The 26,961-nt window shown below is 40.1% G+C and carries 24 protein-coding genes and 1 tRNA gene; 24 read left to right on the top strand and 1 reads right to left on the bottom strand.

Annotated elements, in window-relative coordinates:
• Positions 1–101 precede the first annotated feature (101 nt).
• From ftsH to BLR54_RS10600, 12 genes are all read left to right on the top strand, one after another.
• Positions 102–2,147 carry an ATP-dependent zinc metalloprotease FtsH gene (gene ftsH / locus BLR54_RS10655; RefSeq protein ID WP_090420810.1) on the top strand — a complete coding sequence of 682 codons (2,046 nt, stop codon included), beginning with the start codon at positions 102–104 and terminating at the stop codon, positions 2,145–2,147.
• Between the two features lie 5 nt (positions 2,148–2,152).
• Positions 2,153–4,003, top strand: a complete 1,851-nt coding sequence (gene uvrC, locus BLR54_RS10650) for an excinuclease ABC subunit UvrC (protein ID WP_090420807.1) — start codon at positions 2,153–2,155, stop codon at positions 4,001–4,003.
• Positions 4,004–4,060: 57 nt separating this feature from the next.
• Positions 4,061–4,996: an HPr(Ser) kinase/phosphatase gene (gene hprK / locus BLR54_RS10645; RefSeq protein ID WP_242871239.1), complete on the top strand. Its 936-nt coding sequence runs from the start codon at positions 4,061–4,063 to the stop codon at positions 4,994–4,996.
• 33 nt (positions 4,997–5,029) lie between these two features.
• A complete protein-coding gene (locus tag BLR54_RS10640) occupies positions 5,030–6,427 on the top strand; it encodes an aminopeptidase (RefSeq protein ID WP_090420801.1) in 1,398 nt (465 codons plus the stop codon).
• Positions 6,420–7,355, top strand: coding sequence for a UDP-N-acetylmuramate dehydrogenase (gene murB, locus BLR54_RS10635; protein WP_330388188.1), 936 nt, complete (start codon positions 6,420–6,422; stop codon positions 7,353–7,355). Before BLR54_RS10640 ends, murB begins: the two co-directional genes overlap by 8 nt.
• A complete protein-coding gene (rapZ, locus tag BLR54_RS10630; RefSeq protein ID WP_090420798.1) occupies positions 7,352–8,224 on the top strand; it encodes an RNase adapter RapZ in 873 nt (290 codons plus the stop codon). The genes murB and rapZ overlap by 4 nt, the downstream gene beginning before the upstream one ends.
• A complete protein-coding gene (whiA, locus tag BLR54_RS10625; protein WP_090420796.1) occupies positions 8,225–9,067 on the top strand; it encodes a DNA-binding protein WhiA in 843 nt (280 codons plus the stop codon). It begins immediately after the preceding gene.
• Positions 9,068–9,107: 40 nt separating this feature from the next.
• Positions 9,108–9,356 (top strand): HPr family phosphocarrier protein, encoded by a 249-nt coding sequence (locus BLR54_RS10620; protein WP_015548321.1) that lies wholly within the window; start codon positions 9,108–9,110, stop codon positions 9,354–9,356.
• A 16-nt stretch (positions 9,357–9,372) separates the two neighbouring features.
• Positions 9,373–10,266 carry a diacylglycerol/lipid kinase family protein gene (locus tag BLR54_RS10615; protein ID WP_090420786.1) on the top strand — a complete coding sequence of 298 codons (894 nt, stop codon included), beginning with the start codon at positions 9,373–9,375 and terminating at the stop codon, positions 10,264–10,266.
• A gap of 75 nt (positions 10,267–10,341) precedes the next feature.
• Positions 10,342–11,205, top strand: a complete 864-nt coding sequence (gene fba / locus BLR54_RS10610) for a class II fructose-1,6-bisphosphate aldolase (protein ID WP_090420781.1) — start codon at positions 10,342–10,344, stop codon at positions 11,203–11,205.
• Between the two features lie 211 nt (positions 11,206–11,416).
• Complete coding sequence (locus tag BLR54_RS10605; protein ID WP_090420778.1) at positions 11,417–13,537, top strand: glutamine synthetase III family protein; 2,121 nt, start codon at positions 11,417–11,419, stop codon at positions 13,535–13,537.
• A 137-nt stretch (positions 13,538–13,674) separates the two neighbouring features.
• Positions 13,675–15,342: a hypothetical protein gene (locus BLR54_RS10600; protein ID WP_090420775.1), complete on the top strand. Its 1,668-nt coding sequence runs from the start codon at positions 13,675–13,677 to the stop codon at positions 15,340–15,342.
• A gap of 83 nt (positions 15,343–15,425) precedes the next feature.
• Here the strand turns inward: BLR54_RS10600 and BLR54_RS10595 are convergent, their stop codons facing one another.
• The gene (locus BLR54_RS10595) at positions 15,426–15,737 is read right to left on the bottom strand and encodes a hypothetical protein (protein WP_090420772.1); all 312 of its coding nucleotides are present in this window, start codon (positions 15,735–15,737) and stop codon (positions 15,426–15,428) included.
• Between the two features lie 211 nt (positions 15,738–15,948).
• On the opposite strand from BLR54_RS10595, the gene BLR54_RS10590 reads away from it, so the two are divergent.
• The 12 genes from BLR54_RS10590 (at position 15,949) to BLR54_RS10535 (ending at position 26,961) form a co-directional block, all read left to right on the top strand.
• Positions 15,949–16,021 (top strand) — tRNA-Pro (locus BLR54_RS10590).
• A gap of 27 nt (positions 16,022–16,048) precedes the next feature.
• A complete protein-coding gene (locus BLR54_RS10585) occupies positions 16,049–16,789 on the top strand; it encodes an alpha/beta hydrolase family protein (RefSeq protein ID WP_090420769.1) in 741 nt (246 codons plus the stop codon).
• A 129-nt stretch (positions 16,790–16,918) separates the two neighbouring features.
• Positions 16,919–17,476, top strand: coding sequence for a GNAT family N-acetyltransferase (locus BLR54_RS10580; RefSeq protein ID WP_090420766.1), 558 nt, complete (start codon positions 16,919–16,921; stop codon positions 17,474–17,476).
• Positions 17,477–17,482: 6 nt separating this feature from the next.
• The gene (locus BLR54_RS10575) at positions 17,483–17,977 is read left to right on the top strand and encodes a GNAT family N-acetyltransferase (protein ID WP_090420763.1); all 495 of its coding nucleotides are present in this window, start codon (positions 17,483–17,485) and stop codon (positions 17,975–17,977) included.
• Positions 17,978–18,010: 33 nt separating this feature from the next.
• Complete coding sequence (locus tag BLR54_RS10570; protein WP_242871238.1) at positions 18,011–18,748, top strand: YdcF family protein; 738 nt, start codon at positions 18,011–18,013, stop codon at positions 18,746–18,748.
• A 118-nt stretch (positions 18,749–18,866) separates the two neighbouring features.
• Positions 18,867–20,783: an NAD(+) synthase gene (locus BLR54_RS10565; RefSeq protein WP_090420756.1), complete on the top strand. Its 1,917-nt coding sequence runs from the start codon at positions 18,867–18,869 to the stop codon at positions 20,781–20,783.
• Positions 20,780–21,286: an FUSC family protein gene (locus tag BLR54_RS10560; RefSeq protein WP_090420750.1), complete on the top strand. Its 507-nt coding sequence runs from the start codon at positions 20,780–20,782 to the stop codon at positions 21,284–21,286. The genes BLR54_RS10565 and BLR54_RS10560 overlap by 4 nt, the downstream gene beginning before the upstream one ends.
• A gap of 77 nt (positions 21,287–21,363) precedes the next feature.
• Positions 21,364–22,158, top strand: coding sequence for a pyrroline-5-carboxylate reductase (proC, locus tag BLR54_RS10555; RefSeq protein ID WP_090420748.1), 795 nt, complete (start codon positions 21,364–21,366; stop codon positions 22,156–22,158).
• A gap of 80 nt (positions 22,159–22,238) precedes the next feature.
• Positions 22,239–23,363, top strand: a complete 1,125-nt coding sequence (locus BLR54_RS10550) for an SLC13 family permease (RefSeq protein ID WP_090420746.1) — start codon at positions 22,239–22,241, stop codon at positions 23,361–23,363.
• Positions 23,364–23,381: 18 nt separating this feature from the next.
• Positions 23,382–25,628, top strand: coding sequence for a glycoside hydrolase family 31 protein (locus tag BLR54_RS10545; RefSeq protein ID WP_090420743.1), 2,247 nt, complete (start codon positions 23,382–23,384; stop codon positions 25,626–25,628).
• On the top strand, positions 25,625–25,906 hold the full coding sequence (locus BLR54_RS10540; protein ID WP_090420741.1) for an antibiotic biosynthesis monooxygenase family protein: 282 nt from the start codon (positions 25,625–25,627) through the stop codon (positions 25,904–25,906). The genes BLR54_RS10545 and BLR54_RS10540 overlap by 4 nt, the downstream gene beginning before the upstream one ends.
• Positions 25,907–25,908: 2 nt before the next feature.
• Complete coding sequence (locus BLR54_RS10535) at positions 25,909–26,961, top strand: extracellular solute-binding protein (protein WP_090420739.1); 1,053 nt, start codon at positions 25,909–25,911, stop codon at positions 26,959–26,961.

The following is a 26,961-nucleotide window of genomic DNA, read 5'->3' as shown; positions in this document are numbered from 1 at the left end:
GTTTTGTTTTAATTCTATTAAAAAAGTATTAAAAGCGATACTTTTGCCACAATTTATGATAAATTAGTATCGTACAAAATTAAAACGATACGGAGGCAAAAGTGAACGATAATAATAACAACCAAAATGGTGGAGATAAAAAGAATAATCGTCAGCCTTTTTATACATTGGGAATATTAGTTCTTGTAGCGCTTTTCTTTACAAGCATGATGTATAAGGGGGCAAGCTCTTCATCAAATCAGGAGATTACATATACAGAGTTCCTGAACCTTGTGGAAGAGGATAAGGTGGATAGCGTTACCTTTAAAGATGATACAATCAACATCGAGTTGAAAAAGGGTGAAAGCTACGGCACCACAGATGAAGAGACAAAGAAGCTTCAGCAGCTTTATGAGGCTACTGGCCAGCAGTCAAAGGTTTCTCTTTACACAGCATACATCAGAGATGATGATTTGTTGCCATTACTGAAGAAACATAAAGTTGAGATTGATGGAACAATTGCTGATTCTACAGCAGCAATTATCTATAACATACTTTCATTCGTACTTCCAATCGTTCTTCTTTGGGTAGTTTTAGGCTTCCTTATGAAGAAGATGGGCGGCGGTCCTATGGGTGTTGGTAAATCAAACGCCAAGCTTTACAACATGGAAAAGGCCACAGGTATCACCTTCAAGGATGTGGCTGGACAGGATGAAGCTAAGGAATCTGTGCAGGAAATGGTAGATTTCCTCCATAATCCTAAGAAATATACAGAAATCGGTGCAAAGCTCCCTAAGGGTGCACTTCTTGTGGGCCCTCCAGGAACAGGTAAGACACTTCTTGCCAAGGCAGTTGCCGGTGAGGCAGGAGTTCCATTCTTCTCACTTGCAGGTTCGGATTTCGTGGAAATGTTCGTTGGTGTTGGTGCATCTCGTGTACGTGACCTTTTCAAGGAAGCTCAGAAGGTTGCACCATGTATCGTTTTCATCGACGAGATTGATGCCATCGGTAAGAGCCGTGATGCTCACTATGGTGGTGGTAATGACGAGCGTGAGCAGACACTTAACCAGCTCCTTTCAGAGATGGACGGATTCGATTCAAATAAGGGTCTTCTTATTTTGGCAGCAACTAACCGTCCAGAGGTACTTGATAAAGCACTTCTTCGTCCAGGACGATTTGATAGACGTATTATTGTTGATAGACCAGATCAAAAGGGGCGTCTTGAAATCCTTAAGGTTCATGCCAAGGATGTAAAGATGGATGAGACTGTTGATTTAGATGCACTTGCACTTGCATCTGTTGGTTTGGTAGGTTCAGATCTTGCCAATATCATCAATGAGGCTGCCATCCTTGCAGTAAAGGCAAAGAGACAGTATGTCACACAAAAGGACTTGTTTGAAGCCTTCGAGCTTGTTGCTGTTGGTGGCAAGGAAAAGAAGGATAGAGCTATGAGCGAAAAGGAACGCAAAATCGTTTCTTACCACGAGGTTGGACACGCTCTTGTATCTGCTCTTCAGAAGGAAGCAGAGCCAGTTCAGAAGATTACAATTGTGCCACGTACAATGGGTGCACTTGGATATACACTCCAGACTCCAGAGGAAGAAAAGTTCCTTGAGACAAAGGACGAGCTTATTGCAAAGATTGTCACCTATATGGGTGGTCGTGCGGCAGAGGATATCAAGTTCGGTTCCTACACTTCAGGTGCTGCAAATGATATCGAGCAGGCAACAAAGATAGCCAGAGCTATGGTTACGAGATTTGGTATGTCTGAGAAGTTTGGCATGATGGGACTTGCAACTGTAGAAAGCCAGTACCTTGACGGACGTGCTTCCTTAATCTGTGGTGATGCCACTGCAGGTCAGATTGACACAGAAGTATTAAAGATGATTACCGATGCCTATGCCAAGGCAAAGGAATTGTTGCTTGAAAATATGGAAAGCTTGGATAAGATTTCCGATTACCTTTTCGAGCACGAAACAATCACTGGTAAGGAATTCATGAAGATATTTAGAGAAATCAAGGGAATTCCTGAACCAGAGGAGAAACCAAAGGATGCTGATACATCTTCAGAGGCTACAGCCACAGAAGGCGAAGCTTCACAGGATGCGGAGGAGTCTCCAAAGGTTGATCCAGAAAATGTTGTAACAGACAATATTTTTGACGAGTAAGAATTATGGTAACAGAACAAGACTTAAGTAAACTCCCGGATCAACCGGGAGTTTATCTAATGCACGGGAAAAATGACGAGATTATTTACGTCGGAAAAGCCCGTTCTTTGCGCCATCGCGTGCGACAATATTTTCAGCCAAGCCATGATGAAGGTCTCAAAAAAAAGCAGATGGTTCAAAATATCGATTATTTTGAATTCATCGTTACAGACTCTGAGCTTGAGGCCCTTATTTTAGAATGCAATTTAATAAAGGAATATCGTCCTAAGTACAATACAATGCTTAGAGATGACAAGACCTACCCATATATCGAGGTAACTCTTACTGAGGATTATCCCCGAGTGGTATTTTCTAGAAGATTAAAGAAAAATGGAAATAAGTTCTTTGGTCCATTTACCTCTGCTGGTGCAGTGCATGACACTATCGAGTTGGTTCAAAAGCTCTACAAGATTCGTACCTGCACTCAAAAGCTTCCAGAAAATTTTGGAAAGAGCAGGCCGTGCTTGAATTATCACATAGGTCAATGTCTTGGTCCTTGTCAGGGAAATGTGGACAAGGATGAATACAGGAAGAATGTGGACAAGGTAATCGAGTTTTTGAATGGAGATTACTACGAGACTCTAAAGGATTTGGAGTCAAAAATGTTTGCCTCTTCAGAGGAAATGGATTTTGAGAAGGCTGCTATTTATCGCGATTTAATTGAATCGGTAAAGGCATGTGCTGGAAGACAAAAAGCAACACAGCTGGATGGTGAAGACCGAGATATTATTGCTATTGCAAAAGCTGCCGAGGATGCCGTGGTTCAGGTTTTCTTTATTCGCGGTGGAAAAATGATTGGCCGAGAGCACTTTTTCATCAATATCAGAGTTGATGACACTGATGAGGATTTGCTCCAATATTTCATTGAGGATTATTACACCGGTACACCCTTCATTCCAAAAGAGATTTTTGTTCAATACGACTTGGAAGAAGCTGAGCTTATAGAAAGCTGGCTGGGAGAAAAGAAGGGAGCGAGAGTTTATCTTCGAACTCCAAAGCGTGGTGCAAAGGAAAAGCTGGTTGAATTGGCAGCAAAGAATGCTCAAATGGTTTTAGACCAGGATAAAGAAAAAATAAAAAAAGAAGAGGGCCGAACCATAGGCGCTATGAAGGAAATAGCAGAGATTCTCGGTATTCCAAATGCCAGTCGAATGGAGGCTTTCGATATATCAAATATATCCGGGTTCCAGTCGGTAGGTTCTATGGTTGTCTTTGAAAAGGGCAAGCCTAAACGTTCAGATTACCGCAAATTTAAAATTAAAACTGTTGAGGGTCCAAATGATTATGCATCTATGCACGAGGTCCTTACAAGGCGATTTAAACATGGTATAGAGGAGCTTGAAGAGAACGGCGGTAACATCACAGATAGCTTCACTAAGTTCCCGGATATCATAATGATGGATGGTGGAAAGGGTCAGGTTCATATTGCTGAACAGGTAATGAAGGAGCTAGCTCTACATATTCCAATTGCCGGCATGGTAAAGGATGATCATCACCGTACCAGAGGCTTGTATTATAAGGATCAGGAGCTTCCTATTGACACTCACTCGGAAGGCTTCAAGCTTATAACCAGGCTTCAGGATGAGGCTCATAGGTTTGCAATAGAATATCATCGAAGTCTTCGTAGCAAGGGACAGGTTCATAGCTTCCTTGACGATATTCCAGGCATAGGTCCAAAGCGAAGAAAAGCTTTGATGAAGAAGTTTGTGTCTGCTGAGAAAATGGGTCAGGCCACTTTGGAGGAGCTTGCTGACACAGAGGGCATGACAAAAGAGGCTGCAGAGAATGTTTATAACTACTTTCACCCTATGAAATAATTAAAAAATGAGATATCATATATAAAGCGAAAAGCATTAATAATGGAGGGATTTTATATGGCAACTAACAAATGCGTATCAGTGGCAACAATTCAAGAAAGATTTAATTTGGTAAACTTTACACCAGAATTAAATCTTGAGGAGGCACAAGTTACCGTTGCGGATGTAAACAGACCAGCTCTTCAGCTTCACGGCTTTTATGAGCACTTTGAGGCTAGCCGTATTCAGGTAATCGGAAATGTTGAAGCTGCATATTTAGCAAAGAAATCTGACGAGGAAAAGGCAGAAAGCTTTGCAAAGCTGTTCTCATACGAAATTCCTTGTGTTATCTACTGTAGAGGCGAAAAGCCTGAGGATGTTCTTATTAAGGAAGCTATAAAGGCAAAGGTGCCAGTTCTCGGTACTGACAGAGCAACATCTGAGTTTATGTCAGCTTTGATTTATTCTTTGAACAAGGATTTTGCACCATACACCACTATTCACGGCGTATTGGTTGATGTATACGGTGAAGGACTCCTTATTACAGGTGAATCTGGAATCGGTAAGTCAGAGGCTGCTCTTGAGCTTATTAGACGTGGACACCGTCTTGTTTCAGATGATGTGGTTGAGATTCGTCGTCCAAACAACGAGAGATTATATGGTCGTGCACCATCAATCACTCAGTACTTAATTGAGCTTAGAGGTATTGGTATCATCGATGTTAAATCTCTTTACGGCGTTGAGGCTGTAAAGGATGAACAGCGAATCGACCTTGTTATCAAGCTTGAGGATTGGAGCAAGGAAAAGGAATATGATCGTCTTGGTATGACTGATGAGTATATGAATATTCTTGGTCTTGATGTGACTTGTCACTCACTTCCAATCAGACCAGGTCGAAATCTTGCCATCATTTGTGAGGCAGCTGCTGTTAACCACCGTCAGAAGAAGATGGGTTACAATGCAGCAGAAGAGCTTTATCGTAGAGTTCAGAATAATATTAATGAAAACCAATAAGGTTAAATAAATTTATCTAGGAGTTATTTAGTAATGGAACGTAAGAATGCATGGAGTAAGTATACTTCAGAAAAAGATTTAAAAAAGGTTATGTCCTTTGGAGAGGATTATAGAAAGTTTCTTTCTCAGTGTAAGACAGAGAGAGAATGTATTGACTTCTTCGTAGAGAAGGCTGAGGCAGCAGGTTATTTAAATCTTGACCAGGCAATCGCAAAGAATAAAAAGCTTAAGGCTGGTGACAAGGTCTATGCTGTAAATAAGGGAAAGATGATGGCTGTATTCAATATCGGCTCAGAATCCCTTGAGAAGGGTCTTAATATCCTTGGTGCTCATATCGATAGCCCAAGAATGGATTTAAAGCAGAATCCATTATATGAGGACACAGATATAGCTTTACTTGACACTCACTATTATGGTGGTATCAAGAAGTATCAGTGGGTTACAATTCCTCTTGCACTTCACGGAGTTCTTGTAAAGAAGACTGGTGAGGTTGTAAAGGTTAATGTTGGTGAGGATGCAGGAGATCCAGTATTTGGTATTTCTGATTTACTTATTCATCTTGCCGCAGACCAGATGGACAAGAAGGGTGCTAAGGTTGTTGAGGGTGAAGACCTTAACGTAATCGTTGGCAGCATCCCAGGCTTTGACAAGAAGGGTGAGAAGGAAAAGGAATCTGTTAAGAAGAACATTCTTAAGCTTCTCAAGGAAAAGTACGATATTGAAGAGGAAGATTTTATTTCTGCAGAAATCGAAGTTGTTCCAGCTGGTGAGGCTAGAGATTTCGGCTTCGACCGTTCAATGATTTTAGGTTATGGTCATGATGACAGAGTATGTGCATATCCTTCATTTATGGCTATTCTTAACACTACAAAGAAGCTTGAGAAGACTGCATGTGCACTTCTTGTTGACAAGGAAGAAATTGGTTCTGTAGGTGCTACAGGTATGGAGTCAAAGTTCTTTGAGAACACAGTTGCTGAAATCTTCAATCTTATGGGAGATTACTCGGAGCTTAAGCTTCGCAGAGCTCTTACAAACTCAAAGGTTCTTTCTTCAGATGTATCTGCAGCCTTTGATCCAAACTATGCATCTGCATTTGAAAAGAACAACGCAGCATATCTTGGTCGTGGTCTTGTTTTCAACAAGTACACAGGAGCAAGAGGAAAGAGCGGCTCAAACGATGCTTCAGCAGAATATGTTGGAGAGATTCGTTCAATCATGGACAAGGACCAGGTCTTCTGGCAGACAGCAGAGCTTGGTAAGGTAGATCAGGGTGGCGGCGGAACAATCGCCTACATCATGGGAAATTACAACATGCAGGTAATCGATTCAGGTGTGGCTGTTCTTTCAATGCATGCACCATGTGAGATTATCTCAAAGGTTGATTTATACGAAGCATTATTAGGATACGAGGCATTTATTAAGTATGCATAACACTTATTCAAAAGAAGAAGTATATAATAAGCTGACCAGTCGATTTTCTGATATGGAGTTTCTTTTGGACGAACCTATGAAGAAACACACCACTTTCAGGATTGGCGGTCCTGCAGACATTTATGTGGAGCCATCTATTTCTCAGATGGTTCCGCTTCTGCGTTACCTACAAGAATTACAAACACCTTATATGGTCATAGGAAACGGAAGTAATCTTTTGGTTTCTGACGATGGTATCGAGGGTGTTGTGATTTCTCTTGGCAAGAACGCATCTGATATCCAAATTGATAAGGAGCAGGCTTGCATTTATGCAGAGGCAGGAGCAATGCTTTCATCTGTGGCAAACAGAGCTGCAGAGGCAGGTCTTACAGGCTTGGAATTTGCATCAGGAATACCTGGTTCAATTGGTGGAGCTGTTTATATGAATGCTGGTGCCTACGGCGGAGAGATAAAGGATGTGCTTATCAACGCAGATGTCTTTCAGGATTCAGGAGAGGTTAGCCAGATAGCCTGCGATGCTTTGGATTTATCCTACAGACATTCTGCTCTAATGGAAAAGTCAGGTTTTGTACTTGGCGCTAAGCTTCAGCTTTCTCCAGGAAACGTTGATGAAATAAAGGCAACTATCGAGGATATAAGACAGAAACGCGTGGACAAACAACCTCTGAATTTTCCTAGTGCGGGTTCCACATTTAAGCGTCCTGAAGGATATTTTGCAGGAAAACTTATTGATGATGCGGGCCTTAGAGGCTATACTGTAGGAGGTGCTCAGGTTTCGGAAAAGCACTGCGGTTTTGTTGTTAATAAATCAGAGGCCACTGCAGCAGATGTTCTTCAGCTTATGAAGGATGTTGATGCAAAGGTATATGAAAAATTTGGAGTTCACTTAACTCCAGAGGTTAGAATTATCGGGAGGAATATCAATTGAAGCTACTAATTCTTACAGGAATGTCAGGTGCAGGTAAAAATACTGCCTTCAAAATGTTGGAGGATATGGGCTATTACTGCGTGGACAATTTGCCTGTACAATTACTGAAGAGCTTTGTGGAATTGGCAGACAGCGGCACCTTCGAACAGAAAATTGTAGTTGGAATTGATGTTCGTAACGGCAACGCTATGAAGCTTTTGCCGGATATATTGCAAGAATTAGACAATGATCAGAAGCGATATTCTATACTATTTTTGGATGCTGAGGATGATGTCCTTGTAAAAAGATACAAAGAGACAAGACGTAACCATCCACTTTCAGGTCGTGAAAGAATTGCAGCAGGTATAAAAGAGGAGAGAGAGTCAATTGGCTTCCTTCGAACAGAAGCAGATTATGTTATCGACACCACTCATCTTCTTACACGTGAGCTTAAGGAAGAGCTTGAAAAAATATTTGTGGATGATGCTGAATATAAGAGCTTATTTGTCACAATTATTTCCTTTGGTTTTAAGTATGGCATTCCGGAAGATGCAGATCTTGTATTTGATGTAAGATTTCTTCCAAACCCATACTATGATGTTGAGCTTCGTCCTTTCACAGGAAACGATCAGCCTATCAAGGATTTTGTTCTTAAATACGATGAGGCTCAAACCTTCCTAGAAAAAACAACAGATTTGATTAAATTCCTTATTCCTAACTATATTAAGGAAGGAAAAAATCAATTAGTAATTGCCGTAGGTTGCACAGGCGGCAAGCATAGATCAGTATGTCTGGCTGATGAAATTTTTGAGTCATTAAATGGCGACGAGTCTTATGGACTTAAAATCGAGCATCGCGATATTGGAAAAGATGCACTTAGAGGAAAATAATTGTCCTTCTCAAAACAGGTAAAAGAAGAGCTTTTTTCTGTTGTTCCAAAGAGCAGACACTGTGCAGTTGCAGAGCTTGCAGGAATATTTATTCTGCAGGGCGCTGAAACGTTTAAAACATATTCTTCGGACCAATTAAACAGAAAAGTCTTTACTTTATTGAATAAAACACGTAATATAGGAAAAGATGTCACCGCAATATCTGCCGATGTCTTTTTAGAGACTAAAAAAATGCTAAAGCTTTCAGAAGATGGTTCAATAGTTAGTGAACTCATTATTCAGCAAACATGTTGTAAGAGAGCTTTTATTAGAGGAGCATTTTTGGCAGCAGGCTCGATATCAGATCCTAATAAAGGCTATCATTTTGAGATAGTTACAAACACATCGGCTCAGGCTGAGCTCTTACAAAGAGCAATGAGCACCTTTGATGTGGAAGCTAAGACCGTAAAGCGCAATGGCAAATACGTGGTCTATTTAAAAGAAGGGGCACAGATTGTTGAAATACTCCGAGTTATGGAGGCTGCTCATTCTGTGATGGATTTGGAAAATATCCGAGTTGTGAAAGAAGTGCGTGGCACCATCAACCGAAAGGTTAATTGTGAGACAGCCAACATAGGAAAGACGGTTTCGGCAGCAGTCCGTCAGATTGAGCAAATCAATTTGATTGATGAAAAGCTTGGCTTGGAAAATCTTCCAGCTCAGTTGGAAGAGATTGCAAGAATCAGATTGCAATATCCAGATACGCCACTTAAAGACTTGGGAGAACTGCTTGAACCACCAATTGGAAAGTCGGGGGTTAATCATAGGTTTAAAAAGCTGGCAGCCATTGCAGAGGGATTATAATCGCCAGCGGTTAGGTTTTTTAGATATTCAGGAGGACGTCATGCAAAAAGAAGTTACTATTCAGATGTCAAATTCAATGGAAGCTACACCCATAGCACATTTGGTTCAGTTAGCTAACAGATTTTCTAGCTCAATCTATTTTGAAATGGATGAGAAGAAGGTTAACGCAAAGAGTATTATGGGAATGATGAGTTTGGTATTGTCTTCAGGTTCAAGAGTTGTTATTGATGCAGCTGGTGACGATGAAGAAAAAGCAGTAGCAGAACTTTCTGATTTCCTTACAAAATAAATTTATAGAGGGATATATGTCAAAAAGATTATTATTTATAGTAAATCCTCGCTCAGGCAAGGGACAAATAAAAGAACATCTGGCTGACATCCTAGACATTATGATTAAGGCTGATTACCAGGTTAGTGTACACATTACACAGGCTGGTGGAGATGCCACAGATCAGACAATAGAACAAGCAGAGAATTACGATAGAATCGTTTGCTCAGGTGGCGATGGTACCTTGGATGAGGTTGTTACAGGTATGATGCGACTTGATCCAGATAAAAGGATACCAATTGGATACATTCCAGCTGGTTCAACAAATGACTTTGGTAATTCTCTCGGAATAGATAAGAATATGTTGAATGCAGCCCGAATTAGTGTGTCTGACAATCTCTTCCCATGTGATATCGGAAGATTCAATTCAGACTCATTTGTTTACGTGGCTGCATTTGGTTTATTTACAGAAGTATCCTATGCTACTTCGCAGGATTTAAAAAATGTTCTAGGACATGCAGCATATATTATAGAGGGAGCTAAGCAGCTCCGAGATATTCCATCATTTAGAATGCAGGTGGAATACGACGGAAATGTTGTCTACGAAGAATTCATCTTCGGTATGATTACCAACTCAAAGTCAGTTGGTGGCTTCCAGGGAATTATCCGTGGAGACATTGGTCTAAATGATGGCGTATTTGAGGTTACACTTATCAAAATGCCACGTAATCCAATTGAATTAAACGAGATTCTCGGCTTTATGACCGGTATTATTCCAGATTCAGATATGGTTTACGCCTTCCAGACAAAAGAGATTAAATTCATGAGCAGCGAAGTTGTTCCATGGACTCTTGATGGTGAATTTGGCGGAAATCATGATGTTGTTGTCATAAAGGATGAGCACAACGCCCTTGAAATCGCTATTGAATAGAAGGTGGCGTTATGGTAGAATTTCGCTTAGATAGGGTTTCTATGACCCAATAAACGCATATATGGAGGAATAATTATGTTAGTTTCTGCAAAAGAAATGCTTGATAAGGCAAAGGCAGGCCACTATGCAGTTGGTCAGTTCAACATTAACAACCTTGAGTGGACAAAGGCTATCCTTCTTACAGCTCAGGAGCTTAACTCTCCTGTAATCCTTGGTGTATCTGAGGGTGCTGGTAAGTATATGACAGGATTCAAGACTGTTGCAGCTATGGTTAAGGCTATGGATGAGGAGCTCGGAATCACAGTTCCTGTAGCACTCCACCTTGATCACGGTACATACGAAGGATGCTACAAGTGTATTCAGGCTGGTTTCACATCAATCATGTTTGATGGTTCACACTATCCATTCGAGGAGAACCTTGCTAAGTCTACAGAGCTCGTTCACGTAGCTCACGGTCTTGGCCTTTCTATCGAGTGTGAAGTTGGTTCAATCGGTGGTGAGGAAGACGGCGTTGTAGGAATGGGCGAGTGTGCTGATCCTAACGAGTGCAAGACAATCGCTGACCTTGGCGTAGATATGCTTGCAGCTGGTATTGGTAACATCCACGGCAAGTACCCAGAGAACTGGGCAGGTCTTTCATTCGAGACACTTGATGCTATCCAGCAGAAGACAGGTGCTATGCCACTCGTTCTTCACGGTGGTACAGGTATCCCAGCTGACATGATCAAGAAGGCAATCGAGCTTGGCGTTTCTAAGATCAACGTTAACACAGAGTGCCAGCTTTCATTCGCTGATGCTACACGTAAGTACATCGAGGCTGGTAAGGATATCGAGGGCAAGGGCTTCGATCCACGTAAGCTTTTAGCTCCTGGTACAGACGCTATCAAGGCTACAGTAAAAGAGAAGATGGAGCTTTTCGGTTCAGTAGGAAAGGCTTAGGATTGTAAATTTTATCAAAAATTTGCAATCCGTATATGGCAGGATTTTTCTTTGAAAAATCATGTCCAGCTTTAGCTGGATTATCAAACTCATTTCCTTAGTGAGTTTGATAACCGTAAATAGAGGAATGCAAAAAAGACAATCGGCAATGGACAATCGCTGATTGTCTTTTCTATTATTTTGTAATTTTGCGCGAAAGGATACATAATTAATGGAAGAATATTTTAATGTAGCAGACATCTTTGGTGAGAACGTATTTAATGACACCGTTATGCAGGAACGCCTCCCAAAGAAGACATATCAGAAGCTCAAGCAGACCATCTCTGAAGGCAAAGAACTTGATATTGAGACCGCTGATGTAATTGCTCATGAGATGAAAGAATGGGCTATTGAAAAGGGCGCTACACACTATACACACTGGTTCCAGCCACTTACTGGTATTACAGCTGAAAAGCATGATTCCTTCATTTCTGCACCATTGCCATCAGGCAAGGTTTTAATGAGCTTTTCAGGTAAGGAATTAATTAAGGGCGAGCCAGATGCTTCTTCATTCCCATCAGGTGGACTTAGAGCTACTTTCGAGGCTAGAGGCTACACAGCTTGGGATCCTACATCACCTGCTTTCGTTCGTCAGGATGCTGCAGGAGCAACACTTTGCATTCCAACAGCTTTCTGTTCATACACAGGTGAGGCTCTTGATCAGAAGACTCCACTCCTTCGTTCAATGGAGGTTGTTTCTGAGCAGGCTATCAGATTACTTAGACTCTTTGGCAACACAACTTCTAAGCGTGTAATTCCATCTGTAGGTGCAGAGCAGGAATACTTCCTTATTGACCGTGAAATGTATCTTGCACGTAAAGATTTGATGTATACAGGTCGTACACTTTTTGGAGCAATGCCTCCAAAGGGACAGGAAATGGACGATCACTATTTTGGAACTATTCCAGAGCGTATCGCTGGCTATATGCGTGATGTTAATATCGAGCTTTGGAAGCTTGGTGTTTCATCAAAGACACAGCACAATGAGGTTGCACCAGCTCAGCACGAGCTTGCTCCTATTTATGCGCAGTGTAATGTGGCAGTAGATCATAATCAGATTATTATGGAGACTCTTCGTAAGGTGGCAAACCGTCACGGCTTACAGTGTCTTCTTCATGAAAAGCCATTCAATGGCGTAAATGGTTCAGGTAAGCATGACAACTGGTCGCTTGTTACAGACGATGGCATCAATCTTTTTGAGCCAGGCAAGTCACCACACGAGAACATCCAGTTCTTACTTATCCTTTGCCTTGTACTTAAAGCAGTAGATAGACATGCAGCTCTTCTTCGTGAGTCTGCAGCAGATGTTGGTAACGATCAGCGTCTCGGCGGAAATGAGGCACCTCCAGTTATCATTTCTGTATATCTTGGAGAGCAGCTTGAGGATGTGCTTACACAGCTTATTTCAACTGGTACAGCCACAAAGTCTAAGAAGGGTGAGAAGCTTGCTACTGGTGTTAAGACTCTTCCTGATTTCAGAAAGGATGCTACAGATAGAAACCGTACATCACCATTTGCTTTCACAGGAAATAAGTTCGAGTTCAGAATGCCAGGTTCACAGGATTCAGTTGGTGAACCAAACGTAGTTCTTAATACAATTATGGCAGAAGCTCTTTGTGAGGCATGTGATGTTCTTGAAAAGGCAGATGACTTTGATGCAGCAGTTCATGACATGATCAAGAAGCTTGCTACAGATCATCAGCGTATTGTATTTAACGGAAATGGATATGGTCCAGAGTGGATTGAGGAAGCAGAGAAGCGTGGTCTTCCAGCAATCAATTCCTTTGTTGAGGCAATTCCTGCTCTTACAACAGATGCAACTGTAAAGATGTTTGAGAAGTTCAACGTATTCTCTAAGGTAGAGCTTGAGTCTCGTGCCGAAATCGAATATGAGCAGTATATCAAGTCTATCAACATTGAGGCTCGTACAATGATTGATATGGCTTCTAAGCAGATTATTCCAGCTGTTATCAGCTATGCTACAGAGCTTGGGCTTTCTATCGGCACAATTGCAGATGCTTGTCCAGAGGCAGATGTTAGCACTCAGAAGGAGCTTTTGATTAAGCTTTCAAATTATCTCCGCGAGTCTAAGGAAGCACTTGTTCACCTTAAGGAGATTAACGAAAAGGCATACAACCTGAAGGCTTCAAGCTGTGAAAAGGCAAACTTCTACCATGATGAAGTAGTTACAGCTATGGAAGCATTAAGAAAGCCTGTTGATGCCCTTGAGATGATTGTAGACAAGGAAGCATGGCCAATGCCAAGCTACGGCGATATGATTTTTGAAGTATAAATCTAAATTACGACTCCTGCCTATTTTATTAGGTAGGAGTATTTTTATGCCTTTGTATTTCTAAATCATAAGTGTTACCATTGAAGAAATTATGTGGATATAGATATTGTAAAAGTGCATAAGAAAGCGGGAATGATATGAAGAAAAGATTCTGGTTTATATTAACAATCACAATGGCTACCTGTTTATTAGCCTGCGGTAAAAATGAAGAAGCTGTGGATAACTCAGAGCCAGAAATCCAGGCTGAAGAAATAAAGGATTCGGCTGAGGCTGTGGATTTAACTCAGGAGGAGTTAGATTCATTTACAAAGCTATTTGCCACTGAGGAATACAACGGTTTCTTAGTGAAGCCTTTTAAAGATGCCAGTGAAATCGAATGGGGCGAGGTACTTTATTTAGGAGCGGGCATTTCTGCCAAAGATGTTTCTGAGGATGAAAAGAACGCATTCTATAAGCAGATAGGAGTAGCGGATGGTGAAGAGTGTGGTGATTTGGTTACCCTTAGAGCAGAGGATATAAAGAGTTTTGTTGAGTCTCATACAGACGCTTCCTATGAGGATATTAAGGATAAAATCGACTTCGAATATGTCAAGGAGTACGATTCCTACTATTCCTTACATGGAGATTCAAATTGGGTGAATTACAGCTGCCAAAGTGGCAAGAAGCTTAACGACCAGTATGTAATCCAAATGAAAAATCAATATTTGGAGGATGACAATTCCAACTATTGTGACTATCCAGATATAGAAGTGACCTTTGTTAAAAATGGCGATGACTACAAGATGATTTCTAATGAGTGGTTCTGGGAGGTAGGCAATGATCCAAATCAGACCTTCGATATAAAGGTTCCAGGTCATGACAATCCTGGGCGCTTAATTACTTATCAAGGTAATAGCGAGACAGGAGCAGCGGCTCATATGATTGTCACTGTTGATGGAAAACGCTTTGACTGGCTTGGCACCTGGTATGGGGATGCTGACAATATGTCTATTGATTTTACCACCATAAAGGCTGTTGGAATTTTTGATTTCACAGCAGATGGTGCAGATGACATTGTGGTTGTAGCAGAGGATGCTAATGGCAAAGAGCATGTAGGTCTTTATGAGTATGGTGTCTTTTACGACGTGGAAGGTTACAACTATCTTACTGATGCCTCCAACTGGATAACTAATTATTACTCTGAGGAGCTTACTATTCCAAATGTTAAATCATATCTCTTAGGTGATAATCAGTCTGCAGAATACAAGACTTGGAAGGATGCATACGCACAGGTTGTTCGCATCTGCAATCTTGAGGGAAAATATAAATACAATCTAATCTATTTAGATGAGGATGATGTGCCAGAGCTGGTTGTTGATAATGAGGGTTATTATTTAAAGCTTTATAGCTTTAAGGATGGTCATTCTGTTCCTCTTGCTAACGATTTTGGTTATGGTGCAGCTGGAGTTGTTGACTATGAGTATGCTCCAAAGAAGAATTGCATTAGATATAGTAATTCTGATTATGCTGGATTAATTTGCTTTTTAAACTATATGTCTGTTCATGGCAGTGAGGTTTCATGGGATTATTGCTTGAATATGGACAATTACGACGATTTAGATGGTAATGGATATCCTTCTGAAGATGAAATGACAGACGAGGCTTTAGCAAAGGCCAAGGGCACATCTACTTACACTGCAAAAGATGAAAGCCTCAGCCAGTCTGAAATAAAAGCAAAAATGGATGAGCTGGAAAAGTATGACTTTGAAGCTATCCATGGAAAATATGATATGGTTGAGTTTAATGATGTGATGAAAAAGTTTTAGGAGATATACTAAGGGCGCGGAAATTAATCCGCGCCCTTAATAGTGTAAGGATTGTTTGATTATCTTGTTATAATTAAGAGTTTTTATTTTTCATCCTTTAAATTTTTTCGATACTCTCTATATCGATTAGTCCATGTTCCGATTAATAAGAATATAAGTCCAAGTCCGCCATAAAGAACACAGAACAAGAATCCTACAACTGGAGTCTCTGAATCTGAGCTGATTAAGAAATAATGGAATGCTGTCACAATCACTTCTGCAACTGCAGATGCCAATATAAGCATCCATGCATTTCGATGATGTTTATCGCGGTCAGTAAAAATAATGTTTAGAATTGATATAACAATGATTGAAATCATGGTTAAAGGAATAAACCATGCAACATCAGTTATCATCGATACTAACTCATAAATAATAATTAATAATGCAGGGAAAAAGTTTAATAAGAATAGTATAGTTTGTTTTTCAAATTTTTTATCTTTCATAAATATTGCCTTTCTAAAAACGATGTTTAGATTGTAAAAAATACCAACCAAAATAGCAAGTGGAAAATGACTGTATGTAGAAAAACAGCTTCTCATTGATTATAATTGTAAGAGGGTTTTTCGGGGTGTGGCTCAGTTGGTAGAGCGCTACATTCGGGATGTAGAGGCCGCGCGTTCGACTCGCGTCACTCCGATTTATTAATAGATAGGAGAAGAATATTATGGAAGAATTTTTTATTGAAAGCGATGGCATCAAATTACATTCAAAGCTAGAAAAGCCTGAAGGCACTGATAAGTGTCCTCTTTGTATATTGATTCATGGCTTTACCGGTCATATGGAAGAAGACCACATTATTGCAGTTAAGGATGCAATGCTTAAGGCTAAGGTGGCTGTACTTCGTGTAGAAATGTATGGCCACGGTCAAAGTGAGGGTGAATTTGAAAAGCACACACTCTATAAGTGGGTAACTAATGCACTTTCTGTAGTAGATTATGCTAGGTCTTTAGACTTTGTTACAGATTTATACTTATGCGGTCACTCTCAGGGTGGATTGCTTACTATGCTTGTGGGTGGCATGTGTCCAGATGACTTTAAGGCAATTATCCCTATGTCGCCAGCTTGGATGATACCAGAGATATGTAGAGCAGGTATGATCTTGGGTACTACATTTGATCCAAAACATATTCCTGAGAAGGCATACTCAAATGATGGTTGGTGGTTATGTGGCGATTATATTCGTGTAGCACAGACTATTCATGTAGAAGATGAAATCGAAAGATATGAAAAGGAAGTACTTATTATCCACGGAGATGAGGATGAGACGGTTCCATTTGACTATGCAGAGAAAGCAGAAAAGCTGTATAAAAATGCAAAGCTTATTCCAATCCACGGAGCAGACCACTGCTACGTGAATCATTTAGAAGAGCTTTCAGAAGCTATTTATAGTTTTTTTATTAATTAGTAATTTAAAAATGCTAGTAGGAGACTTGAGATGGTAATGATTACCATCCCAAGTCTTTTGTTGATTTTAGGGGTGTGTTTGGCTATAATCATCATAATTTATTTATGAGCGGAAGATAGGAGACATCAAATGTATTTTGAACCGGAAAAAATTACTAGTAAGAGCGGAAGAGAGTTAAAAATTGCACCTATTGGTCCAGACCATGCAGAGCAGTTCCTTGATTTTATGCGTCAGGTATCTGAGGATACTCATTTTATGTCTAGATATGGAGATGAGGTTGGCCTGACAGATAAAGATATAACTATTGAAAAGAAAAGGCAAAAAGAGCTTTTTGAAGATGAACGACAGGGAATGATTTCCATTTTTGACGGCGAGAGAATAATTGGAAATATTGCTGTCAGAAATGCAGGCAAAGGCAGGAAAACAACTCATCGTTGTAGTGTAGGCCTTGCCGTCAGAAAAGAATATCATGGTGAAGGCTTAGGCACTATTCTTATGGAGTATGCTATAAAATTCGCAAAGTCTGCAGGATATCAGTACATGGAGCTTGGGGTTCTTTCAGATAATATTAAAGCCCAAGGACTATATCAGAAGATGGGATTTGTGGAATGGGGCCGCCTTCCGGAAGCATTTATATTAGATGATGGCACAAGGATTGATGAGATAACTATGTATAAAAAGCTATAGTAGCGGATGGAAAAAATGATAATCAGAAAAAATACAGGTAATGAAGCTGATATTGATGCAGCTTTGAATATATATAATTCTAATAAAGATTTTTTGCTCCATCATATTGGTAGAGATAGTGTTGATAGGGGGTTCATTACAAATGAATTACATGAAATGAAAGACCATGGATTTATTTCCAATATTGTTTATGATGAAGAAAATCCAGTTGGTGTGCTTGACTATATGCTTCAAAAAGATGGGTCTGCATATTTATCACTAATGATGCTGGATTTTAAATATCAAAAAGCTGGAAGAGGAAAATCCCTCTTCAGATTGTTTGAAAATCAGATGATTAATGCGGGTGCAAAGACTATCAGGATTGATGTTGTTAATGACCATGAACCTAATGTGATTCCCTTTTGGGAAAAGATGGGATTCGAAGGCAAGGAGCAACAGGAATTGACCTGGGGAGATAAGACTTCAAGAGTTCTTGTGATGATAAAAAATATAGAAAATTAGGCGATTAGCCTAAAGGAAAGGGTTATAAATAAATTGGCTAAAAGAATTACATACGCTGCACTTGCAGTATTATCATTACTATATTCAGCGACTGTTTTCTTGGTAGGAAGTGGTACATTTTCATTTATTATATGGATTTTTGCAGCAGTCTTCTTTGGATTCCTATGGTTCATGGAGAAGAAGAACTTGTGGGAAAAAGTACCCCAAATCATAAGAAAAATTTTTAGAGCAATCATAGCAGTAGGACTTACTGTATTCATTATCTGTCAAGGTTGCATACTCACTCAGTTCTTTTCAAAAGGTGATGAGGGGGCAGATTACATCATTGTCCTTGGGGCACAAATGAGAGATTGGGGCCCAAGTGTTGTTTACAAGTTTAGATTGGATGCAGCAGCAGAATATCTAAACAGCAATCCAGAAACGGTTGTCATTGTTACTGGTGGACAGGGGGCAAATGAATCAATCAGTGAAGGTGAAGGCGGCAAGGCATATCTTATGGAGCAGGGCATTCCAGAAGATAGAATTCTTGTAGAAAGAGAATCTCTAGATACCAAACAAAATATCAATAATGCTTTGGATTTGATAGATGATGACAGCTCAACTAAGATTGGTATTGTAACCAACAATTTTCATCTTTTCAGAGGAACTCTTTTAGCGAAAAGAGCTACAGATGCAGAAATCACAGGTATAGCTGCATTCACTGAATATCAATTCCTTCCAAACAATATGGTTCGTGAAACCTTTGGAATATTAAAAGATATTATTAAGTAAAACTTGCATCAGGCTCACCATGTTGCCAAATTAGATAAAAAGAATTAAAATTGCATAAGACAATGACGTCTGCTTTTTAGCAGGCGTCTTTTATTTTTTTATGGGAAGGAAAAATAAAGTGAAAGATGGATTTATAAAAATAGCCTGTGCAACACCAGATATTAAGGTGGCTGATACTAAACACAATGCAGACGAGATAGTAAGATTAGTAAAGGAAGCTTCAAATAAGGGCGTAAAGATTATTTGCTTTCCAGAATTATGTATAACAGGATATACCTGTGGTGATTTATTTCTGCAGGATGTATTGCTGAAGGGTTCGATAAAGGCAGTGGAACACATTGCCAGCGCCACAGCTGAAGTGGATATTGTTTCTATTGTTGGCCTACCATATCAAGTGAAAAATAAGCTGTATAATATTGCAGCTGTTATTAAAGCAGGGCAGGTAATTGGTGCCACAGCAAAACGAAATATTCCAAACTATAGTGAGTTCTATGAACTAAGACATTTCACTCCAGCAGATGATGGGCTTACAGAGGAGATTAGCTTTGGCGCAGCAGGAGTCACATTGCTTTGTAGCAACCATATCTTTGCATGTAAGGAGATAAATAACCTTAAATTTGGAATTGAGATTTGTGAGGATCTTTGGGTTGCTGAAACACCATCAGTGAATTTGGCTAAGAGCGGAGCTACAATCATTTTCAATTTATCAGCAAGTGATGAAGTGATTGGAAAAGCAGATTACAGAAGAAATCTTATTAAGTCAAAATCAGGTAGTCTTCTTTGCGCATATGCGTACGCTGATGCAGGTGTAGGAGAGTCAACACAGGATATGGTTTTTGCTGGTCATAATATCATTGCTGAAAATGGTACCGTATATGCGGAATCAAAAATTTTTGACAATGAAATAATAATCGCTGATGTGGATGTGAATAGACTTGTGCATGAACGCAGACGTATGAATACATATATCGTAAATACGAATTGCGACAGCTATGAGTCGGACTTTTCATTAAAACTTGAGGACAACGAGATAACATTTGTTCCACCAAAGACGCCATTCGTGCCCACTGTAAAAAATGATCTGGATAGTCGATGTGAGGAGATTCTTACCATGCAGGCAGTTGGACTCATGACCAGAATCAAACATATTGGCTGCAAGAATGTTGTTATAGGACTGTCGGGGGGACTTGATTCCACACTGGCTCTCATAGTAACTGTTCATGCCTATGACAGACTTGGTCTTGATAAAAAGGGAATCCACTGTATTACAATGCCATGCTTTGGAACTACAGACAGAACCTACACAAATGCTTGCAGACTAGCGGAAGCCTATGGCACAACACTTGAAGAAATCAATATAAAAGCCAGTGTATGTCAGCACTTTGAAGACATAGGACAGGACGCTAACAATCATGATGTCACCTACGAAAATGGACAGGCTAGGGAACGAACCCAAATCCTTATGGATAAAGCAAATATGCTTGGAGGAATTGTAATTGGTACAGGTGATTTGTCAGAGCTTGCCCTGGGATGGGCCACATATAATGGTGACCATATGTCAATGTACGCTGTAAATTCATCTATTCCAAAGACACTTGTAAGATGGCTGGTGGAATACGAAGCAAGCAGAACTGTAGGAGTTCTTAGTAGCACACTAAATGATATTTTTGACACTCCTGTCAGCCCAGAGCTTTTGCCACCAGATGAGGACGGAAAGATTTCTCAGAAGACAGAGGATTTGGTAGGTCCATACGAGCTTCATGATTATTTCTTGTATTACATGCTCAGATTTGGTTTCCCTCCGGCAAAGATTTTTAGACTGGCACAAAAATCCTTTGAAAATGAGTACGGCAAAGAGGAAATACTCAAGTGGATGAAGAAGTTTTATTGGCGATTCTTCACCCAGCAGTTTAAGAGAAGTTGTATGCCAGATGGACCAAAGGTTGGTACAGTGACTTTATCTCCAAGGGGTGATTTTAGAATGCCAAGTGATGCGGCAGTTAATCTTTGGATGAAGGAAATTGAGAAGATTTGAAAAAACTAAAAGAACTAGATTTAGAGTTTCCAAGAATTGGGATGCGAATAATAAAATCTGCAATAGCAGTCCTGCTATGCTTTGTTGTGGATTATTTTAGAAATGGTGCAGGAATAGTTTTTTACTCCCAACTTTCAGCACTATGGTGTATGCAGGCAACACGAGAAAGCACAATTAAAAATGCAAAGCAAAGGATGATAGGAACGTTTATTGGAACCTTTTATGGGTTTCTATATGTTGTTTTAAAGCAACTTCTTTTGCCGAAAACAGCAGACTATGATTATATTGGATCAGTTATAACCTCTGGTATGATTGTGTTGGTAATTTATACTTCTGTGATGATTAAGAAAAAGCAGGCCTCGTATTTTTCGTGTGTAGTGTTTTTGAGTATTGTTGTAAATCATATTGGGGATGCTAATCCCTATTTATTTGCCTGCAATAGATTTTTGGATACTGTTATAGGTATCGCCATTGGTGTGCTGGTTAATATATTTGGATTTTAGAAGATTGTACAAAAATCCCCTAAAATGATACACTTATGGTGTCGTTTTAGGGTTTCTTTTTTATGGAGGAAATATAGATGAAGATTGGTTTTATCGGTACAGGCAACATGGGAACAGCAATGATGGGCGGAATTATTTCTTCTGGTATTGTGGATCCGGAAGATGTTATGGCTAGCGATATTTTCCAAGCTGCTCTCGACAAAGTAAATGAGGAATTTAGTGTAAACACAAGCATCAGCAACAGAGATGTTGTTGAGTTTGCAGATATTGTTTTCTTGGCTGTAAAGCCTCAATATCTTAAAGATGCAATTGATGGCGTCAAGGATATGGATTTTACAGACAAGGTAGTTGTCAGTATTGCAGCAGGCCAGTCTTTAGAAAGATTGACAAGCCTCTTTGGCAAGGAGCTTAAGCTCATTCGTGTTATGCCAAACACACCTGCTCTTGTTGGAGAGGGCATGAGTGCGCTTTCACCTAACGACCTAGTTACAGAGGAAGAATCAGAGACTGTTTTAGAGCTTTTCGAATCTTTCGGAAAGGCAGAGATTGTTCCTGAAAGATTGCAGGATGCAGTTGTTGGCATCAGCGGCTCATCACCTGCTTATGTATATATGTTTATTGAGGCACTTGCAGATGGTGCAGTGGCAGAGGGAATGCCTCGTGCTCAGGCTTACAAGTTTGCCGCTCAGGCCGTGCTTGGCTCAGCAAAGATGGTTCTTGAGACTGGAGAGCATCCAGGCGTACTTAAGGATAATGTTTGCTCACCAGGTGGCACTACTATCGAAGCTGTTGCAGCTCTTGAAGCACTTGGTTTTAGAAACGCAGTTATCGAGGCTGAGAGAGTTTGTATCGAGAAATCGAGAGAATTATAAAAATCTGGACATCTCATAAGCCTTCCCATGTTGGGAAGGCCAGGTGAGGTGTCTTTCTATGTCTAGGAGTATTAGTAGTAATGGAGTCTATAAAGCGATTTATAAACAATGAGATAGTTCTGTGTGTGACATTTATATTAGCGATAGTTTCAAGTTTTGTTGTTCATCCAGATCGCAGGTATATTAGTTACATTGATTTTAGAACCTTGAGTATTCTTTTGGCTTTGATGATTACTATGGCGGGCTTACAAAGGTTACAGGTGTTTCGTCAGATAGGCGAACTTCTGGTGGCAAAAATGTCCTCTATCAGAGGCGTGGTATTGGTGCTATTGGCCCTTTGCTTTTTCTCCAGCATGTTCATCACCAATGACGTGGCACTTCTTACTTTCGTGCCATTTTCAATAGTCACATTATCCATTTCAAACAGAAAAGATTTATATATCATAGTGATTGTCCTGGAGACAATTGCAGCAAATCTTGGAAGTATGCTTACACCATTGGGAAATCCACAAAACCTTTATCTTTATTCCTTGGCAGGAATGAGTCTTCCTAGCTTTATTATGCTGATGCTTCCATATAGTGTGGCAGCCTTGGCTCTTCTTATCCTGTGTGGATTCATTTTTGTGAAAGCTGCGCCAGTCGCCTTGTCAGAAAAGCGTATATATGATCGCACTTCAAGAGATAAGAAGATGATTGGAATGTACGTATTTACGTTTTTTGTTTCTATCCTTGTGGTTGCAAGGGTGTTGGATTACAGAATCGGCTTAGCTATAGTTGTAGTCCTTACACTAATCCTTGATAGACGTGTTTTAAGAAAGCCGGATTACTCTCTGCTTTTTACGTTCATTTTTTTATTCATATTCATCGGAAACATCAAGCGTATGCCAGCACTTTCTGATGCAATTGGCAGCTTTTTGAAGATAAATGAGGTGGGAGTTTCAATTTTTCTCAGTCAGTTTATAAGTAATGTGCCAGCAGCAATTCTTTGTTCAGGCTTTACAGATAATATTGAAAAGCTTATCATTGGTACAAATCTTGGAGGACTTGGTACGCTTATTGCTTCTATGGCAAGTCTTATTTCCTTCAAGCAGTACAGCTACATTGACGGTGCAGATAAGAAAAAATACATTGGGGTATTCACAGTAGCAAATATCATATTTCTACTAATTATGCTGGCTTTAGCCTTTGTGCTGAAAGCTTTGTAAATATATTGGAGGGTTTACATGGAGTTTGGTAAGTTATTAAAGGTAAACACTGTGGATAATACTGTTGAGATAGAATTCGAAAATCAGCAGGTTATTGTTCAGGTCATTACAGATGAGATTATAAGAGTCCTTGTTCCATTTTGGAAAAAGGATTATCAGTCTATAGCAATTGAAGGCCAGCCTTCGCTTCCTTGTGACTTTGAAGTTATAGAGGATGAAGGGGCAGTTCAGATAAAGACACCTGCTGTAATTCTTAATATGTGGGATGATTTTGGCTTCGTATTTACGGATAAATACAGAGACGAAATCCTAACAAGCTACAATGGACAAAGAAGGTTCGAAAACACTCTTTCTGACGAGGCAGTTGGTCTTCTTGAGGCAGAGGGCCACCACATTCAGGGTGGTAATCACCAGAATTATAAGGTGCAGCAGATATTCAGACTGAATGAGGGTGAAAGATTCTATGGTATGGGGGATAAGACTGGCTTCTTAAACAAGCGTGGTTATGCATACGAAAATTGGAACTCGGATATTCCTCAAATTCACCATGAAAACATGCCAGCTCTTTACAAATCTATTCCTTTTGTCATTGGAAAGGGACCAGGCTACACCTATGGCCTTTTCTTTGATAACACCTTCCATAGCTACATGGATATGGGAAAGGAATCCAACGAATATTTCTATTATGGTGCTGATGATGGAAACTTAGATATGTATTTTATGACAGGTGAGTGCATTGCAGATGTTATTGAGCACTACACCTATCTTACCGGTCGTGCTCCGCTTCCTCAGCTGTGGACATTGGGCTATCATCAGTGCCGCTGGGGTTATGAGAGTGAAAATGATATCCGCACAGTTGCAAAGCTGATGCGCCAGCACAAAATCCCTTGCGAGTCAGTTCAGTATGACATTGACTACATGGAGGGCTTTAGAGTTTTCACATGGGATGAAAAAGAATATGGTCCAAAGGGAAAGCTTATTTCAGAGCTTGCTGAGGATGGCTTTAAGGCTGTTTGTATTATTGACCCAGGCGTAAAGGTTGATAAGGGCTACTTCATGTACGACCAGGGCGTGAAAAAGGATTATTTCGCCCATGACAGCCAAGACAAAATATATGTAAATGAGGTTTGGCCAGGGGATTCGGTATACCCAGATTTTGGTCGTGAAGAGGTTCGACAGTGGTGGGCTGACAGCCATAAGAAGCTTGTAGATATGGGCATGCAGGGTATTTGGAACGACATGAATGAACCTGCCAGCTTCAATGGTCCACTTCCTCTTGATGTGAAGTTTCATATTGGTGACCGTCTTACAAACCATGCAGAGGTTCACAATGTCTATGGTCACTTTATGAGCATGGCCACCCACGAAGGTATGGCTGAAATTACCGGCAAACGTCCACTTGTTATTACTCGTGCTTGCTATGCTGGAACTCAGAAATATTCTGCAGTTTGGACGGGAGATAACCAGAGTGTATGGTCACATCTTCAAATGCTGATTCCTCAGCTATGTAATCTTGGAATGAGTGGATTCACCATTGCAGGTACAGATATTGGTGGCTTCGGCGGAGACACTAACCCAGAACTTTTAATGCGCTGGATTCAGGCGGCATGCTTCTGCACCTTCTTCAGAAATCACTGTGCTAAGGGACAAAAGCTACAGGAGCCATGGCAGTTCGGTGAAAACGTGGTGGATGTATATCGTAAATACGTAGAACTTCACTATAGATTTCTACCATATATTTATGATCTGCTTTTTGAAAGTCAGATTACAGGTCTTCCAGTTATGAGACCATTGGTGCTTCATTATGAAAATGATGAAAACACCTTCAATCTCAACAATGAATTTTTAGTAGGTGAAAATATGTTGGTGGCACCTGTTGTAGAGCAGGGTGTCACAAAGCGCATGGTATATCTTCCAGACGGAAATTGGATTAATTACTGGACTAAGGAAAAGTTCTCTGGAAAGAAGCATATCATTGTGGATGCGCCTATAGATGTGCTCCCTATTTTTATCAAGGAAGGCAGCATTATTCCTATGTATGAGCCAGTTCAATATGTGGGAGAAAAGCCTTACGATACCTTGAAACTTTTGGTAGCTGGCGATAGTGCTTGGGGCTCGCATTACCAGGATAATGGAGAAGACTTTGAGTACATTGAGGGTGAGTACAATCTCTACAGCTTCACCTATGAAAATGGAAATCTTGACACAGCTATGCTTCACCAAGGCTACCAGAAATATACATCTATTGAGGTGGAGAAGCTATGAGACATTACATAATTATAAAGTTTAAGAAGGATATTAATTGGCAATCTAATCTAGATGAGATAAGAACTTTATTCAATAGAGCATTACAGATAGAAGAAGTAAATAGTATTCAATTCAATGTATCTAATTCTGATAGAGATAACAGATCTGATTTAATGATAGAGATGAATCTATCAGAAAAGGGTTTAATGGAATTTGATGCTTCTGATATTCATAAAGAATGGAAAAATAATTTTGGAGAATCAATAGAATCAAAAGTAATTTTTGATTGTGAGTAAAAATGGGGATTAGTGTTAAAGGGAGAATAAAAAAGGGTTTTACACTTTTGGCAGGGGCTTCCATGCTCCTGCTTTCTGGCTGTGCAAATGAGGATGCAGCCCAGTCAGTAAAGGAAATTTCAGATAAATATTCTGTAGCTGAGGAGAATCAGCTTATTGTTTACACCTCTCATAAGGAAGAGGTGTATCTACCAATTATCCAAGAATTTGAAAATGAAACAGGAATATATGTGGACATTCAGGCAGGTGGAACACAGGAGATGATGCAGCAAGCCAAGTCCGCTTCAGAAAAGGGAAAGTGCGACATCATGTTTGGTGGCGGTGTGGAAAGCTATGAGGCTTGGAAGGATATTTTTGAGCCTTATGAATCCTCTGAAAAAGAGCAATTGGATGAAGCCTTCCTATCTAAGGATGGCTGCTGGACTCCGTTTACAGAGCTTCCTATAGTGTTTGTCTACAACAAAAAGCTGGTGCATTCATCAATGGCACCTCAGACCTGGGATGAGCTTTTAGATAGCAAGTGGCAAGGAAAAATTGCTTTTGCAGATATGGATAATTCTGGAACAAGCTATACCATAGTTTCTACTATTGCACAAATGCAGGGCAAGGAGCCTTCGGACGTGGTGGAGACTATAATTCATCAGACTAATGGTGCAATTTTAAAATCCTCTGGTGATATTATCCCTGATGTTTCAAATGGAACAAGCCTGGTTGGAATCACTCTTGAGGAAACCGCTTTAAAGGCTATAGATAGGGGCTATAACATAGATATGGTTTATCCAAAGGATGGCACTAGCGCTGTTCCAGATGGTTGCGGAATTCTTAAGAATGCACCCCATGAGGAAAATGCTAAGCGATTTATTGATTTTATTACCAGCAGTCAGGTTCAAGGCTTTGCCATGAATCAATTTTATCGTAGACCAATTAGAACAGACGTGGAGCTTCGAGAGGATTTTGGAAAGCTAAATATAATAGATTTTGATGTAGCAAAGTCAGCGGAAGATGAAGAGGCTACCTTTGATAGATGGCATCAGCTTACAGGACAGGAGGATTGA

Origin of the sequence: Pseudobutyrivibrio sp. YE44 (assembly GCF_900104335.1) — a bacterium.
In the GTDB taxonomy this organism is placed as follows: Bacteria; Bacillota; Clostridia; order Lachnospirales; family Lachnospiraceae; genus Pseudobutyrivibrio.
Note: the sequence above shows the minus strand (reverse complement) of the source record. Positions and strands in the feature narration are given on the sequence as shown.